Consider the following 13,854-nt stretch of genomic DNA (forward strand, 5'->3'; position numbering starts at 1 on the left):
TGGTTGACTAACTAACTGTAGCGCTATTATAATCCAATCACTGTCCTGCTGTCAAGATCTAAATATATTAATATTCTACTTTCAGGGATTATTTATAAAGAATTTAACAGGCTATATAATAAATAGCGTCGCAAAAGAAATAATATTTAAAAGGGGGAATAAAAGATGTCTGATATGGCTATGACTATTTCTGAAATATTCGGGACAATGATTCTTGTTATTCTAGGTGATGGCGTGGTGGCAAATGTCGTACTTGGCAAAACAAAAGAAATTCCAGTGGATTGATTGGGCTTGTTTTTATTGAATTGGATCAAATAAATGAGGAAAGGTAGGAGCAGATGTGATAAAATGAAAATCAAATATTCAACAAAAAAGAGTGTCCGGGGGAAATGATGAGTACAAAGATATTGATTGTGGATGAACCGGCCACAGATCGACTGATTATAAGCACCATGCTAACAGATTACAACACGATTACTGCTTGCGATGGTGCTGTTGAATAGTTTTAAAAGCATTACACAAAAATTTGGACTTGATTTAGAGGAAACTTGGAAATTCTAAAAAAATGGAGGAAAAACAAATGACTACAACCGGTAAATTATTGGATATGGCAAAAAAAATGGCAGAAGCTGCGGCTTTAAAGGCAATCGAAATTAACGTGCCGATGGTTATAACAGTTTGTGATAACGCAGGAAACCAGGTATTATTAAATCGTATGGAAGATTCTTTATTAGCCAGCATTAGCATTGCCACAAATAAGGCCTACACAGCAGTTGCATTAAAGATGAGCACAGATACAGCGGCTGATCTTGCTAAAGAAGCCGGTCAGCTTTTCGGACTCACTACTTGTGACAACGGTAAAATGGTTGTTTTCGGTGGTGGATTCCCAATTTATGAAGGGGATAAAATCATTGGCGGTATTGGTGTCAGTGGCGGAAGTGTTGATGAAGATATGTCGGTTGCCAAGGCTGGGCTGGAAGCTTTAAAATAAATTATAGAAAAAAATTAAAAGGAACTTGTGTGAGTATCCTTGAAAGTTAATATTTTATAAAAAAACTATAGCAGAGTTTGATTTAAGCTTAGAAAGACGTCAAGTCCAAATTTGTGTGTAATTTTTCTAAAAATTGAGAAAAAGTCAATCAGCAGAAGTCTTTTGAACCGTTTTCTGCTGATTGAGCGAATAAATAACATTGAGATTCAGTGCTTTCTGGATACATTAAATAGGGCCAGGCCTAGAAATAAAATCGTGGTGCCGACCAGAACCAGGATATGCGTTGTGGTGGTTGCAGTGAAGGTTCCGTATGTGTAGGTAACGCCCATCATGCTTTGGAAATCAGTGATATAGGAGTCCGGTATGCCGGCAAAGCTTGTGGCCATGGGATTTTCCATCATTACCTGGCGGACTAACGCCCCGGCGTGGGAAACCGGAAAGAGTTTAATGGCCCATTGAACACCATCAGGGAGGGAACCAATGGGAAGATAAATCCCGGTGAGAAAGCCAACCAGGGTTCCGATGATGGTGCTGGCAGTGGTAAAGGCACTGGTGCTGGAAAAAAAGCTGACAATAAAAAATACTAAAGAACTGGACATCATCACAGAAAGCAGAATAATACCGATTACCTTGAGCATGGCCAATACCGGTAGTAACTCGCCGCCGCTGAAAACAATATAGGCTTCGCCCAGAATAAAGGCCAGGATACTCATCAGAAGGCCGATTAAGTAAGCACTTAAAACATAGCCGCCAACGATTTTGCTGCGCTTAATGGGGGAGGCATAGAAATCCTTGCTATTTTTCTGCACCTTATCTTCCACCATAATACCGAAGGCCCCCATGGTGGTGGTAATGGCGGTTACGGAAATAATCCCGGCCATGATCCAATTATTCATCAGGGCATTGATTTCCGGCAGATCTTTAAAATTCTCCGCCCAGACATCCCCGAGAAAAACCACATACAAACCGATAATAACAAATACCCCTAAAAGCGAAAAGAAAACCGCGCTTTTCTGGCGAAAAAAGATTTTTAAATTACGCTGGGCAAGATTAAGCATCGTATTCTCCTCCTGTAATGTTTAAAAACACATCCTCCATGGACCCGTGAATTACTTCAAAGCTTTCCAAAAACGGTTTAGCTCGTTCCAGAATGGAAATGGAGGACATGGTTTCGGCAATATCCGCAATGATCAAGCCGTTTTTTTCTTTATAATTTAATTGCTCCCCATCCAGAATCGCTTTAACGGCATCAAAGTTTTTTGGTTTAAAGCGCATGGTGTCCGAACTGTATTGCTCTTTTAAGTTGTAGGGGGTTCCCTTGGCAACAATCTGTCCCTGATTGATGATGATGATAAAATCCGCGGTGGCGGCTTCTTCCATATAATGGGTGGTGAGAAAAATGGTCATCCCGGTTTTCTTCTGGAGCTCATAGACGGTTTGCCAGAGGCTCTCTTTGGTTTTGGGATCAAGGCCGGTTGTAGGTTCATCCAAAAACAGAATTTTAGGGGTGTTGACCAGGGCTCGGGCAATATCGGCTCTGCGCCGCTGACCGCCGGATAACATCCCATAGGGCCGATCCATAAAAGCGATGACATCCGCGGTGGCCGCAGCTTTTTCAACAGCTTCTTTGAGACGGTGTTTGTCCATTTTATAAAACCGGGCCCGGGTGGTTAGGTTTTCCCGGACGGTTAGAAGAGGATCAAGGACGCTGTCCTGAAAAACCACGCCGATGGTATTGCGGATGGCATCATCCTCTTTCCCGAGCATATGACCATCAATTTTAATTTCACCGCTGTCCGGTTTCAGCAGCGTACATAAAATATCAATGGTGGTTGATTTGCCGGCGCCATTGGGACCTAAAAAAGCGAAGAGCTTTCCTGGTTCCACATAGAAGTCGATGCCTTTGACGGCCTTCAAACCGCCGAAGGTCTTTTTTAAATTTTTAACGGTAATTATATTTTGCATGTTGTTACCCCTTTCATTTGCCTTATCATATCAGCCTTTTTTTTCTTTTCAATAGCCGCTGCGGTAAGGTGACAAATAGGGCTGGTGAAATGACAAAATGGGTAAATAAAAAGCCGGCGGAATCCGACGGCTGAGATTGAAGCTAAATAAAAAGTAAGTCCTGGGAACAATCGTAACATCAGTTGTCGGCATCAAGGCGAACAGGCGACAGCCTGTACGATCTTGCAGCCGACAACGATTTACCATTGTCCCCAGGACGGGTTTGTCAGATTTAGTGTGCTGGTTAGTGGAAGGCGAAACAGAGATTAGTTTTTTTGATTGCGTTTAATGCTTGCGTTGATGGCGTGGGAATGCTCAATGCAGGTAGTATAGGAGATGGCATAGGTAACAATAAACCCGGGAAGTAAAACCGGGGTGATATAGGCAAATGAAATCCAGGAAAAGGGAAACATGCCAAACAGAGAACCCACAATAAAGACAACAAAATAGCAGGTCAGTACCCGGGCCAAAGCATCCGCAAAAATCGATGACACATCAAGACGCACTTCAATGAGCTCGACAATAATTAGCAGTATGGCAATAATAAGGCACATAACAAATAACTGCAGCGCAATATCTTCAGAAAAGGGTATGATGACACCCAATTTAGAAAACAGAATAAAAAACAGAACAATTGCAGTAAAGCTGCTGCATGTAATAATCAGTATTTTTTTTATCATTTCATCCTCCGGTTATCAAATTTATAAAATAAATCTCAATTGCTATTCGAATTTATCGCGAAAATCTTTAAGGTAGTGCTTGGAAACAAGCAACTTCTCCCCATTTTTCAAGGTTGCTTCCAACCGTCCGCTGAATTGGGTGCGAACTGAACCAACCACCGAGGTATTTAAAATACAGTTTTTACTGATGCGCATAAAGGTGGTATCCGCAAGATGAACTTCCAGTTCATAGAGTTTCTTATTACATGGATAAACTTGATTATCCATGTACAAAAAGGTCTGATTGTCCGTAGAATCGAAGTAATATATTTCTTCCAGAGGAACATTGATGGTTGTGCCATCTTTTTTTGCAGCAATGGAAAATGAATAAAGACGGATTTCTTCAATGAGCCGTTTTAAGCGATCGTCCATTAAACCACAGGTTATCTTAATTTCAGTTTCATTACAATTTAAGGATTGTTCAATTAATAACTTCAAATGCAGACTCCTTTCACCACTAACGGGATAATTCTATCAGTAAATGATACTTTTGTGCAATAGCTGAGAGGTGTTTTGTTAAATTTGGAGAAGTAAAAAAATGATTTAATTTACAAAGTGCTTTTAAAAATGTATGATAAATAAAAATAGGTTTCTTAAATATCCAAAAAGAATTATCCGGGGATATGAGTGTGATAATTCAAGTGTGGTTAGTTTATTTGCCAATTGGAGGTTACAATGAATGGTACTTTGATTTTAGCGATTGTGGCAATAACACTGGCATTGGTATTCGATACCATCGGTGTGGCGGCATAATAATGGGGCTAGAAGATATGTTCATAAAAAAGGTGAAAGCTAATAGAGCGGTTATAATAATACCTGAAATATACGGAATTAATGACTATGTAAAAAATATGGCGGCGTTTTTCAATAATCAGGGTTATGATGCATACTGTTTAAATTTAATTCGCCGCGATAGGATCTTTGCTTATTCCGAAGAAGCCGCCGCCTACGTCAATTTCAGAACAAAAATAGGTTTTGATCGGTACCATGAAGTGGCAGTTTTTATGGAAAAATTACAAGGTAAATATCAATCAATTATTGTTTTTGGATCAAGTGTGGGAGCGACCATTGCCTGGCGGCTTACGGATAACCCCGCTTGTAAGGGAATGATTGGTTATTACGGATCAAGAATTCGGGATTACCTTGAGGTGAATCCCGGTTGCCCCTGTCTGTTATTGTTTGCGGCAGAGGAAAAATCCTTTGATATCAACACAATGCTGCCACAGCTTGAACTGAAAGAGAATATCAAAGTGGCAGTGATGCCAGGCCAACATGGTTTCGCAGATCCCTATGCCGGGCATTTCCATGTTGAGTCAGGTAAAAAAGCCCTGGATATGGTAGAATGGTTTTTAGAGGATATCAATCATTGATGTAAGCAACAGAAAAGAGGAAAAAATGAGTATGAAATTAAAAAAAATACAGGAAATGGTAAAGAACTCTGAAAATATTGTTTTTTTTGGTGGGGCAGGCGTGTCAACCGAAAGTGGTATTCCAGATTTTCGGAGCGTGGATGGTTTATATAGTCAAACCTATAAATACCCGCCGGAAACCATTCTTTCGCATCGGTTTTTCATGGAAAACACTGAAGAGTTTTATGATTTTTACAGAAATAAAATGCTGTTTTTAGAAGCAAAGCCCAATAAGGCACATAAAAAACTGGCGGAGCTGGAAAATATAGGAAAGCTTAAGGCGGTGATTACCCAAAACATCGACGGACTTCACCAACTGGCAGGAAGCAAAAATGTATTGGAGCTCCATGGCTCAGTTCACCGCAATTATTGCCTGAAATGCCATCAGTATTATGGGGTTACCGCAATCGTGGAAGGCGCACCCATACCAAAATGTACCTGCGGCGGGATGCTTAAACCGGATGTGGTTCTTTACGGCGAAGGCCTGGACAACCAAACCGTTGAGCAATCCGTCAAGGCCATTGCCGGGGCAGACATGCTGATTATCGGCGGCACATCCCTGGGGGTTTATCCCGCAGCCGGACTGATTGACTACTACCGGGGCAACAAGCTGGTGCTCATCAACAAAACGTCAACGCCTATGGATAAACAAGCAGATCTTGTCATTAATGATAGTATCGGTGAAGTTCTGGGAGGTTTGGAATTGTGACGTGCAGATTGTGTTGTTCAGAAATAAAAATAACAAATGCATAAAAATAACAATAGCGAAAGACAATATAAAGAGAAAAACAGATTGCTGGAACTCTTGCTTGAAAAACACACCGTTGAACAAGTGGTTGAAACCATTAGCAGCATTGTCGAAAAACCAGTGATTTTTATCGATATTAATTTTGGTATCCGAGGAATGGAACGAATTGAAGAAATCAAAGATCCTTCCTGGATCCAGGCTATTTCAATGGGGTTTTGCAGCCATGAATTTATCTTTGAAATAATAAACATCAAAGAAATCAAGCACTTTCCGACAGAACGCACGCCTTATGCTGTGAAAATGGAAAATTCAGGACTTGTGCTGGTGTCACCTTTAATTATACGCGGTAACTATGCCGGGGCATTGGTGCTGTTTTCTGAAGGTGATGATTTCGATGAACGCCATTCGGATCTTTTATTGCTGGCCAATGAAGTGTTGACAGAAATTATTCTCAAAATTCCGACCTATAAGTATATTCGAGGCCATTTGAATGAAGCGATTTTAATTGATCTGATTCAGGGTCGGGATAAGGAGAATCTGGATTTTAAAACCTGGATTCTTGAATCGGAGCTTAACATAAGCAGCAATCATTGTGTTCTTGTGGCAGAACAAAGTGATGCCAATCAATACCAGGAAGTACTCAAAGATTCGCTTCGTGATGATTTATACTTTATTTTCCCGAAATCACATGTTGTTTTTTATGGAAATCAAATGGTTGTGCTTTGCGTTGATCAGGAAAAGACTGCAGCGTTCAAAATCGATACACATTTGAATGATTTTCTGTTAAAACACCATCTGAAAATTGGGATCAGTTATTTTTTTCAGGAAATAGAGAATTTTCAGCAATACTATTTTCAGGCAGGAGCTGCACTGCGAATTGGCGTAAAAAAAAATCCAAATCAGCTTTCATTCTCATATGAAGATTATAAGTTTTTCCATCTCCTTGAATCTGTGGGAAAACCTGGGATTCATAACTTGAATAATTTTATTCACAAAAGTCTGAGTGTGTTAAAGGACTACGATACGAAGCATCAATCGGAATTGTGCCTTACGTTGAAAATTTTTATTGATTATAGTTGTAATTATAAGGAAAGCTGCCAGATCCTGCATATTCATCGCAATACCCTGAGTTACCGCATTGAAAGAATAAAGGTGCTAACCGGATTGGAGCTTAATTCACAAAAAACGCTGTTTGATTTGGCCTATTCCTTTCGAATTCTGGAATATCAGGGAGAAGACCAGTAAGTTGTGCAAAAAGCACAGGTTTTGATCGATATTTTATCAATAGGAGCCGATTTTTTCAAATATAGAATGGTTTATTCTAGTAAATGAGGGAAAATTTATCCCTTTGGTCTTGTGATTAGGTCCCATAATTGATCCCTTTTATCAAGAGCCTTGAGCTCTTTTTTTTTCTAATTTATTTGTGAACAATGCACAAAAGATATATTTTATTTAGTGATAACGCCCATAGAAATATGATATTCTTCTTGATAAACTAGGCATGTAAACATTTACGGTTCACCACTCGATGTATTTTGGATGTTTATAATAATATTTTCAAGGAGAAGGAATATGGACATAACATTATTAATTGCAGCCTTTGGAGGCGGATTATTTGCAGCCGCTATTGGTGGTGTGCCATCATTTATTTTTACCGGTTTAACAGTTATTGCCGCAATTCTTGCCGGTGATTTTGGCGCCCCAGCTATTGGCATTGTGAGCTTTGGGTCAATGTTTTCCCCGGCCATTGCCTTTGCCGGCGCAGTTGCCGCGGCCGGTTATGCTAAAAAAATAGGTAAATTAGAGGTGGGTGCAGATATTGTTACTCCGCTTGCCGGTTTGAAAGACGGTTCGGTTTTAATTGTCGGCGGTATTTTTGGGATGATTGGTTACGTTCTGAATTTTGTTCTGGGCCAACTGATTGGCGTTAATATTTTTGGATTCGCCGGCTGGACCGACACCGTAGCGTTCAGTGTTTTGATTTCAGCAATTTTAGTTCGCCTGATTTTCACAAAATCCGGTTTAACCGGAAAAACCCCAGAAGGCGTGAAACGCCACTATTTACCCCAGGGATCTGACCTGACCTTTACATTGGTGGCAGGCGCAGGATTTGGTATTCTTGTTGGTGGGGTTGTTGCCGCATTTGGCAATATGGCCGTCGCAGGTTCTGCAGAAGCGGCTTATATTTTCTCTCAAATGGGTGGTTTTGCCTTTGGTATTTCGGCCTTTGGACTAATTTTTGCTTGCATGGGCTTGCCATTCTACGCATGCCATCACATTTTCCTGCCAGCAGCTTCCACAGCTATTATTATCTATGCCGGAACATTAAACCCGGTAGCAGCCATCCTCGGTGGTGCCATCACAGGCCTTTTAGCGGCATTGTTTGGAGAATTCGTATTATTAACATTCAACAGCCATGCAGACAGCCACATTGACCCACCTGCCTTTACCATTTCGGTTGTACAGTTAATTAATTTTTCACTTCTGGCTGTTATTTTCCCATCAATCATGTAGTTATTTATTTCGAGTGGTTTTCCCCCATTTTTATGGGGGTTTTTTTGTATCTGACTTTGGGCAGGTAAAGAAAAAGCATCCGGACAGTTGAGACTCTGTCAGGATGCTTTTTTAATAGGCTATATTGTGATAATGCTGATCATCAAGTTGATAAATTGCGCTGGAGATTTACCATGAAATCCTGAATGTTGGTAATAAAGGCTTCGGAGTTGAGGCTGCCGCGGTCTCTGAGTTTATTCACAACAAATTCAGAAATATCAACGGTATAAAAGTAAACCGGCCGAACCACCCCATCAACCACCTGATAGGAAGGGGTCATATTGCCGGTGGCAATGGTATGTAGCTGGGTGGCTAGACAGATCACCGTGGTGGCCTTTTTCGTATGGATCCGAAGGGCGTCCTGGGCTTCGTAAACATCAGCATGAACACCGGGCAGGGGACCATCATCACGGATGGAGCCTGCCAGTACCAAAGGGATTTTATTTTTAATACAGGCGTTTACAATGCCGTCTTCAATTTTATAGACGTCGATTAAATTTTCCAGCGAGCCACAACGTCGGGCCCGATTAATGGTTTCGATGTGGTGATAATGGCCCAACGAGATATTTTCCTTGGAATAAATATCCTGGCCTAAAGCGGTATTAAAAAAGTGGGACTCCAGATCATGGGTCGCCAGGGCATTTCCGGCGAAGAGCGCGTCCACATAGCCCAGATTAATCAGCTTTGTCATGGCGTTGCGGGAATCCTGATCAAAGGTCACCGCCGGGCCAAGAACCCATAAAATGCTGCCGTGTTCCCGTTCATATTCCAGTAGCCGGTATAAATGATCATAATCCCTGGAACACGAGGTTTCACGGGAATTCGAAGTTCTGAAGGAAAAATTATCGCCTTTCCTATCTTTAGATTTAAAAGCAAAATGATCAACATAAACCCCGTTGCCCCCATCTTCATGACGGCCGACAACCACGGCATCCCCTTTTTTCACATTTCTAAATTCCACAGCTTTGGGAATATCATCGCTTATGACAACCACACAGTCCATCCGGCTTTCACAGATCAACCGCCATCGTCCGTGAATTTTAAAAAATTCAGGGAAAATGGTGGTGGCATAAAAATTTTCAGGAACGACCCCATCTAATGGCGCTGGAAGCGTGCGAAGATTGGGAGCATTTTGGAAATAATCCTCATTAAAATCAGGGTAATCATAGTCCGGTAATTGAAACATCATGGCACCTCATTAAATATCGTTTTATTCATTATAGCACACTGGAAATGATTTTTTCATAAAAAAAGAGGGCCTTTCCAGGCGCTCTGGGTTTAGCATCAAAATCGTCCCAGGGACAATGGTAAATCGTTGTCGGCTGCATGATCGGACAGGCTAAAGGCCTGTTCGTCATGATGCCGACAACTGATGTTACGATTGTCCCTGGGACTTACTATTCCTTTTTGGGTTAAGGTTTAAGAGGGCCTGTTCAGACGCTCTGGGTTTAGCATTAAAATTGTCCCCGGGACTTACTATGCTTTTTTGGCTGGACGCTGAGCTTGTGGAAAGTTCTGCTTTTCAGGGAGCTCGAAATGGGGTTTTTCGAAATCAAAAATTTTGGATGGGTCGGGTTCGTTGAGCAGGAAGGCTTCCATTTCGTCTCGTTCCATCTCTGGCAGCTCTTTTAAAATCAAACGGATGCTTGCTCCGGTGGTGCGGTTAAAAACGGAAAAGGCCTGTTTTTCGTTCTTAATAAATAAAAGATTACCCTTTTGTCCGGTGCAGCCAAGAACCACGCGGACGCCGTCTACGCTGCAGGATTCATTTTCCGAAACACAGACGATTTCTTCATTCTCCGCAAAATTAATGGGCAGGGCTTTGATGGCTTCCAGAGAAGCCCGGACCCCAATGGCTAATCCGGGACAGTGATGTCCGTGAAATTCAACACATTTATTCCATAATTGTTTATCCATTTTACTTCTCCTCTGATTTTGAAGATTTAAAAAATATACCACAACCTCTCGCTTAAAAAGCAAGTTTGAGGCTGTGGTAAAAATCGTCCGGGGGAAATGTTGTCTGCTGTATGATTATTCAGGCTGTGGCCTGTTTACTATGATGCCGACAACTGATGTTACGATTGTCTCCAGGACTGCTATTTTAATGGTCTGAAATTAATTAGTTTTTGAAACTGTGAATGGGCGCGGGCATTTGTCCGCCGCGGTTAACGAAAACAGAACAATCGTTCTGGTTTACTGCCATGATGGGGGCGCGACCAAGAAGTCCGCCAAATTCTGCCATTTCGCCAACGGTTTTACCATAGACGGGAATGAGTCGGACACCGGTGGTTTTATTGTTGATCATACCAATGGCGGCTTCATCGGCCAGAATTCCTGAAATAGTCGATGCTGGCGTGTCCCCGGGAATGGCGACCATATCGATGCCCACCGAGCAGACGCTGGTCATGGCTTCCAGTTTATCAAAGGTAAGGGCACCGCATTTTACGGCTTCAATCATGCCTTCGTCTTCACTTACCGGAATAAATGCTCCACTGAAACCACCCACCGAGGTAGAAGCCATGATGCCGCCTTTTTTAACAGCATCGTTGAGCATTGCCAGAGCTGCGGTGGTGCCATGGGTGCCGCAGTGTTCAAGACCCATTTCTTCCAGGATCCGGGCGACACTGTCGCCGATTTCCGGAGTAGGCGCAAGGGACAGGTCCAAAATACCGAATGGTACATTCAGACGCTTTGCCACAGTGGTACCCACCAGATGACCAGCCCGGGTAATCTTAAAGGCAGTTTTCTTAATGATTTCAGCCATTTCGCCGAAAGATGCATCCTGAGCCTTTTCGAGGGCGCGTTTTACAACACCGGGACCGCTGACACCGACGTTAAGTACGGATTCACCTTCACCGACGCCATGAAAAGCACCGGCCATAAAGGGATTGTCTTCAACCGCATTGGAAAAGGCAACAAATTTGGCACAGCCGATGGAATCCGCATCCCGGGTGAGGTAGGCGGTTTCTTTGATGATTTCGCCAATGCGTTTAACGGCATCCATATTAATACCCGCTTTTGAGGAAGCCAGGTTAACGGATGAGCACACATTGTTGGTGGTTGCCAGTGCTTCAGGGATGGAGTCAATCAGAATCCGATCACCTTTGGCAAAGCCTTTGGGAACAAGGGCTGAGAAACCACCGATGAAGTTTACACCAACTGCAGCGGCTGCGGCATCAAGGGTTTTGGCATATTCCACATAATTTAAATCTGCGCTGCTGCCGGCAATAAGTGCAATAGGGGTGACGGAAATGCGTTTGTTGACGATGGGAATGCCCAGTTCGTTTTCAATGCGCTCGCCTTCTTTGACCAGGTTTTCAGCCAGTCGGGTGATTTTATCATAAATTTTCTGGCGGCTTTTTTTACCGGATGAATCAATGCAATCGAGCAAGGAAATCCCCATGGTGATGGTGCGGATGTCCAGGCGTTCTTTTTCGATCATTCTTACCGTCTCTAGGACGTCTTTAAACATTGCCATAATCAGCCTCAGATGGTGTGCATCGCATTGAAAAGATCTTCATGCTGAATGCGAATGGACATACCAATAGTTTCTCCGATGGCTTCAAGAGATGCTTTTAATTCACTAAAATCGACGGTCATTTGTTTAAGATCAACCAACATGATCATGGTGAAAAAATCATGCATGACTGTTTGACTGATATCTTCAATATTGACATCGTTCTCTGCCAAAATTTTTGACACATTATAAATTATTCCGGTGCGGTCTTTTCCAATAACCGTGACTACTGCTCTCATTTTAATAACTCCTTAAATTTTCATTATTTTATTAGTGTAAACCAAAACTCAGACAACCACAAGATAAAAGTAGAATTTAGGGAGGAACGCCATTGATGTTTTTAAAATATACTTTTAAGTTTTCTGTTGTAAGATGGATACAAAAGATGTTTAATTTTACAAAATAAATACGTAGTTTTTCTTAAGTCAGGGTTGTAGAACTTGTGAAGGGTGGTGGAGTGTGGTATAATGTGGAACAGAATGGAAGAGCTAAGTAAGCAGAGGGGAGATTCGGATGTTTTTTGGAGAATATGAACATAATATAGATGATAAAGGAAGATTGATCATTCCTTCAAAATTCAGAGAATGTCTTGGCGGACAGTTCGTTTTAACAAAAGGACTGGACTGTTGCCTTTTTGTTTTTTCCATGGAAGAATGGGCAAATTTCGAAGGTAAATTAAAAACTCTACCGATCTCTGATAAAGATGCACGAGCTTTTACCCGATTTTTCTTTGCCGGAGCAGCTGATTGTGAGTTGGACCGACAAGGCCGGGCAAGTATTCCGGCATCCCTTAGAAAATATGCAAAAATATCAAAAGAAGTAACCATTATTGGGGTATCAAACCGACTTGAAATCTGGGATAGTCAGTTGTGGGCCAGCTATAATGATTCTGAGGATCTTAACTATGAGGACATTGCCAACAACATGGCCATGCTGGGTATTTAATGAAACCTCAAACTTTTTCTCATAACACTGTTTTATTACAGGAATCCATTGAGGGACTTAAGATTAATTCCCAGGGAGTTTATGTGGACTGCACCCTTGGTGGTGGCGGACATTCCCAATGGATTTGCGAAGCCCTTGATGATGCCGGAGTTTTAGTCGGTATTGATCAAGATGATTTTGCCTTGGAATTTGCAAAGAAACGATTAGCAGATTATACATGCCGACGTTATTTTGTGAAAAGTAATTTTGCCAGTTTAACTAAGGTTTTAGAGAGCCTCCATCTCTCTGAAATCAATGGTATTCTATATGACCTCGGGGTTTCGTCATTTCAACTGGACGACGATACCCGAGGCTTTTCCTATCACCACGATGGCCCTCTGGACATGCGAATGAACCAGTCTGCTGATTTGACAGCTGAAACCGTTGTGAATGATTATCATCCGGGAGACTTGAAAAAGATATTATTTATTTATGGAGAAGAAAAATTTGCAAGTCAAATTGTTAAATCCATTGTGCGAGCAAGGGAAATAAAACGTATTGTAACCACCTTGGAATTAAGCGAAATAATAAAAAACGCCTATCCCCCCAAGGAACGCTATAAAGAAAAACATCCTTCCCGAAAAACCTTTCAGGCAATTCGTCTGGAGGTTAATGGCGAACTGAGGATTCTTGAGGATTCTCTTTCCCAGGGACTTAAAGCACTTAAACCGGGAGGACGAATGTGTGTGATCACATTTCATTCACTGGAAGATCGGGTGGTAAAACACTTCTTTAAAGAACGCGCTAATCCTTGTACCTGTCCGCCGGGCTTCCCTCAATGCGTTTGTGGAAAAGAACCAGAGCTTAAAATTATTTCCAGAAAACCGATTTTGCCGGGAGGCGATGAGCTGGAAGATAATCGCCGTTCTCGAAGCGCCAAGCTTCGGATCATCGAAAAGCTGGATACAGGACAAGAAGTTCTATAAAGG

At 41.9% G+C, this 13,854-nt stretch carries 16 protein-coding genes and 1 pseudogene; 8 read left to right on the forward strand and 9 right to left on the reverse strand.

Annotated features, from left to right (window positions below; all coding sequences use genetic code 11):
* Nucleotides 1–174: 174 nt before the first annotated feature.
* Both AKG39_RS19660 and AKG39_RS02045 read left to right on the forward strand, forming a co-directional pair.
* Nucleotides 175–267 (forward strand): annotated as a pseudogene (locus tag AKG39_RS19660) (aquaporin family protein); the annotation flags it as partial.
* A gap of 313 nt (nt 268–580) precedes the next feature.
* Nucleotides 581–991 carry a GlcG/HbpS family heme-binding protein gene (locus AKG39_RS02045; protein ID WP_050738693.1) on the forward strand — a complete coding sequence of 137 codons (411 nt, stop codon included), beginning with the start codon at nt 581–583 and terminating at the stop codon, nt 989–991.
* A gap of 206 nt (nt 992–1,197) precedes the next feature.
* On the opposite strand, the gene AKG39_RS02050 is transcribed toward AKG39_RS02045, so the two are convergent.
* The 4 genes from AKG39_RS02050 to AKG39_RS02065 all read right to left on the reverse strand — a co-directional run bounded on the left by AKG39_RS02050 (nt 1,198) and on the right by AKG39_RS02065 (nt 4,152).
* Nucleotides 1,198–2,049, reverse strand: coding sequence for an ABC transporter permease (locus AKG39_RS02050; RefSeq protein WP_050738694.1), 852 nt, complete (start codon nt 2,047–2,049; stop codon nt 1,198–1,200).
* Nucleotides 2,042–2,956: an ABC transporter ATP-binding protein gene (locus AKG39_RS02055; protein WP_050738695.1), complete on the reverse strand. Its 915-nt coding sequence runs from the start codon at nt 2,954–2,956 to the stop codon at nt 2,042–2,044. The genes AKG39_RS02050 and AKG39_RS02055 overlap by 8 nt, the downstream gene beginning before the upstream one ends.
* Before the next feature lie 305 nt (nt 2,957–3,261).
* Nucleotides 3,262–3,675, reverse strand: a complete 414-nt coding sequence (locus tag AKG39_RS02060; protein WP_050738696.1) for a hypothetical protein — start codon at nt 3,673–3,675, stop codon at nt 3,262–3,264.
* Nucleotides 3,676–3,717: 42 nt separating this feature from the next.
* Nucleotides 3,718–4,152 (reverse strand): LytTR family DNA-binding domain-containing protein, encoded by a 435-nt coding sequence (locus AKG39_RS02065; RefSeq protein ID WP_050738697.1) that lies wholly within the window; start codon nt 4,150–4,152, stop codon nt 3,718–3,720.
* Between the two features lie 317 nt (nt 4,153–4,469).
* Between AKG39_RS02065 and AKG39_RS02070 the strand changes: the two genes are divergently transcribed.
* From AKG39_RS02070 to AKG39_RS02085, 4 genes are all read left to right on the forward strand, one after another.
* A complete protein-coding gene (locus AKG39_RS02070; RefSeq protein ID WP_050738698.1) occupies nt 4,470–5,084 on the forward strand; it encodes a dienelactone hydrolase family protein in 615 nt (204 codons plus the stop codon).
* 25 nt (nt 5,085–5,109) lie between these two features.
* Nucleotides 5,110–5,832: an NAD-dependent protein deacylase gene (locus tag AKG39_RS02075; protein ID WP_050738699.1), complete on the forward strand. Its 723-nt coding sequence runs from the start codon at nt 5,110–5,112 to the stop codon at nt 5,830–5,832.
* A gap of 36 nt (nt 5,833–5,868) precedes the next feature.
* A complete protein-coding gene (locus tag AKG39_RS02080; protein ID WP_083439373.1) occupies nt 5,869–7,116 on the forward strand; it encodes a PucR family transcriptional regulator in 1,248 nt (415 codons plus the stop codon).
* Nucleotides 7,117–7,443: 327 nt separating this feature from the next.
* Nucleotides 7,444–8,385, forward strand: coding sequence for a DUF7973 family transport facilitator (locus AKG39_RS02085; protein ID WP_050738701.1), 942 nt, complete (start codon nt 7,444–7,446; stop codon nt 8,383–8,385).
* A 142-nt stretch (nt 8,386–8,527) separates the two neighbouring features.
* Here the strand turns inward: AKG39_RS02085 and AKG39_RS02090 are convergent, their stop codons facing one another.
* From AKG39_RS02090 to AKG39_RS02105, 5 genes are all read right to left on the reverse strand, one after another.
* Nucleotides 8,528–9,613: a putative NPN-dependent ornithine cyclodeaminase gene (locus AKG39_RS02090; protein WP_050738702.1), complete on the reverse strand. Its 1,086-nt coding sequence runs from the start codon at nt 9,611–9,613 to the stop codon at nt 8,528–8,530.
* 28 nt (nt 9,614–9,641) lie between these two features.
* Nucleotides 9,642–9,782 (reverse strand): hypothetical protein, encoded by a 141-nt coding sequence (locus AKG39_RS19950; protein WP_160316134.1) that lies wholly within the window; start codon nt 9,780–9,782, stop codon nt 9,642–9,644.
* A 118-nt stretch (nt 9,783–9,900) separates the two neighbouring features.
* On the reverse strand, nt 9,901–10,341 hold the full coding sequence (locus AKG39_RS02095; RefSeq protein WP_050738703.1) for an FmdE family protein: 441 nt from the start codon (nt 10,339–10,341) through the stop codon (nt 9,901–9,903).
* A gap of 202 nt (nt 10,342–10,543) precedes the next feature.
* Nucleotides 10,544–11,902, reverse strand: coding sequence for a PFL family protein (locus AKG39_RS02100; RefSeq protein ID WP_050738704.1), 1,359 nt, complete (start codon nt 11,900–11,902; stop codon nt 10,544–10,546).
* Nucleotides 11,903–11,910: 8 nt separating this feature from the next.
* Complete coding sequence (locus AKG39_RS02105; RefSeq protein WP_050738705.1) at nt 11,911–12,180, reverse strand: ACT domain-containing protein; 270 nt, start codon at nt 12,178–12,180, stop codon at nt 11,911–11,913.
* A gap of 274 nt (nt 12,181–12,454) precedes the next feature.
* Between AKG39_RS02105 and mraZ the strand changes: the two genes are divergently transcribed.
* Both mraZ and rsmH read left to right on the forward strand, forming a co-directional pair.
* On the forward strand, nt 12,455–12,886 hold the full coding sequence (gene mraZ, locus AKG39_RS02110; protein WP_050738706.1) for a division/cell wall cluster transcriptional repressor MraZ: 432 nt from the start codon (nt 12,455–12,457) through the stop codon (nt 12,884–12,886).
* Complete coding sequence (gene rsmH, locus AKG39_RS02115) at nt 12,886–13,851, forward strand: 16S rRNA (cytosine(1402)-N(4))-methyltransferase RsmH (protein WP_050738707.1); 966 nt, start codon at nt 12,886–12,888, stop codon at nt 13,849–13,851. The genes mraZ and rsmH overlap by 1 nt, the downstream gene beginning before the upstream one ends.
* Nucleotides 13,852–13,854 lie beyond the last annotated feature (3 nt).

The sequence above is a fragment of the Acetobacterium bakii genome (assembly GCF_001263355.1).
Classification (GTDB): Bacteria; Bacillota; Clostridia; order Eubacteriales; family Eubacteriaceae; genus Acetobacterium; species Acetobacterium bakii.

Excerpts from the sequence above, each read along its gene's own strand:
- AKG39_RS02045 (WP_050738693.1), top strand. The coding sequence starts at position 581 with ATGACTACAACCGGTAAATTATTGGATATGGCAAAAAAAATGGCAGAA.
- AKG39_RS02050 (WP_050738694.1), bottom strand. The coding sequence starts at position 2,049 with ATGCTTAATCTTGCCCAGCGTAATTTAAAAATCTTTTTTCGCCAGAAA.
- AKG39_RS02055 (WP_050738695.1), bottom strand. The coding sequence starts at position 2,956 with ATGCAAAATATAATTACCGTTAAAAATTTAAAAAAGACCTTCGGCGGT.
- AKG39_RS02060 (WP_050738696.1), bottom strand. The coding sequence starts at position 3,675 with ATGATAAAAAAAATACTGATTATTACATGCAGCAGCTTTACTGCAATT.
- AKG39_RS02070 (WP_050738698.1), top strand. The coding sequence starts at position 4,470 with ATGGGGCTAGAAGATATGTTCATAAAAAAGGTGAAAGCTAATAGAGCG.
- AKG39_RS02075 (WP_050738699.1), top strand. The coding sequence starts at position 5,110 with ATGAGTATGAAATTAAAAAAAATACAGGAAATGGTAAAGAACTCTGAA.
- AKG39_RS02080 (WP_083439373.1), top strand. The coding sequence starts at position 5,869 with ATGCATAAAAATAACAATAGCGAAAGACAATATAAAGAGAAAAACAGA.
- AKG39_RS02085 (WP_050738701.1), top strand. The coding sequence starts at position 7,444 with ATGGACATAACATTATTAATTGCAGCCTTTGGAGGCGGATTATTTGCA.
- AKG39_RS02090 (WP_050738702.1), bottom strand. The coding sequence starts at position 9,613 with ATGATGTTTCAATTACCGGACTATGATTACCCTGATTTTAATGAGGAT.
- AKG39_RS19950 (WP_160316134.1), bottom strand. The coding sequence starts at position 9,782 with ATGACGAACAGGCCTTTAGCCTGTCCGATCATGCAGCCGACAACGATT.
- AKG39_RS02095 (WP_050738703.1), bottom strand. The coding sequence starts at position 10,341 with ATGGATAAACAATTATGGAATAAATGTGTTGAATTTCACGGACATCAC.
- AKG39_RS02100 (WP_050738704.1), bottom strand. The coding sequence starts at position 11,902 with ATGGCAATGTTTAAAGACGTCCTAGAGACGGTAAGAATGATCGAAAAA.
- AKG39_RS02105 (WP_050738705.1), bottom strand. The coding sequence starts at position 12,180 with ATGAGAGCAGTAGTCACGGTTATTGGAAAAGACCGCACCGGAATAATT.
- mraZ (WP_050738706.1), top strand. The coding sequence starts at position 12,455 with ATGTTTTTTGGAGAATATGAACATAATATAGATGATAAAGGAAGATTG.
- rsmH (WP_050738707.1), top strand. The coding sequence starts at position 12,886 with ATGAAACCTCAAACTTTTTCTCATAACACTGTTTTATTACAGGAATCC.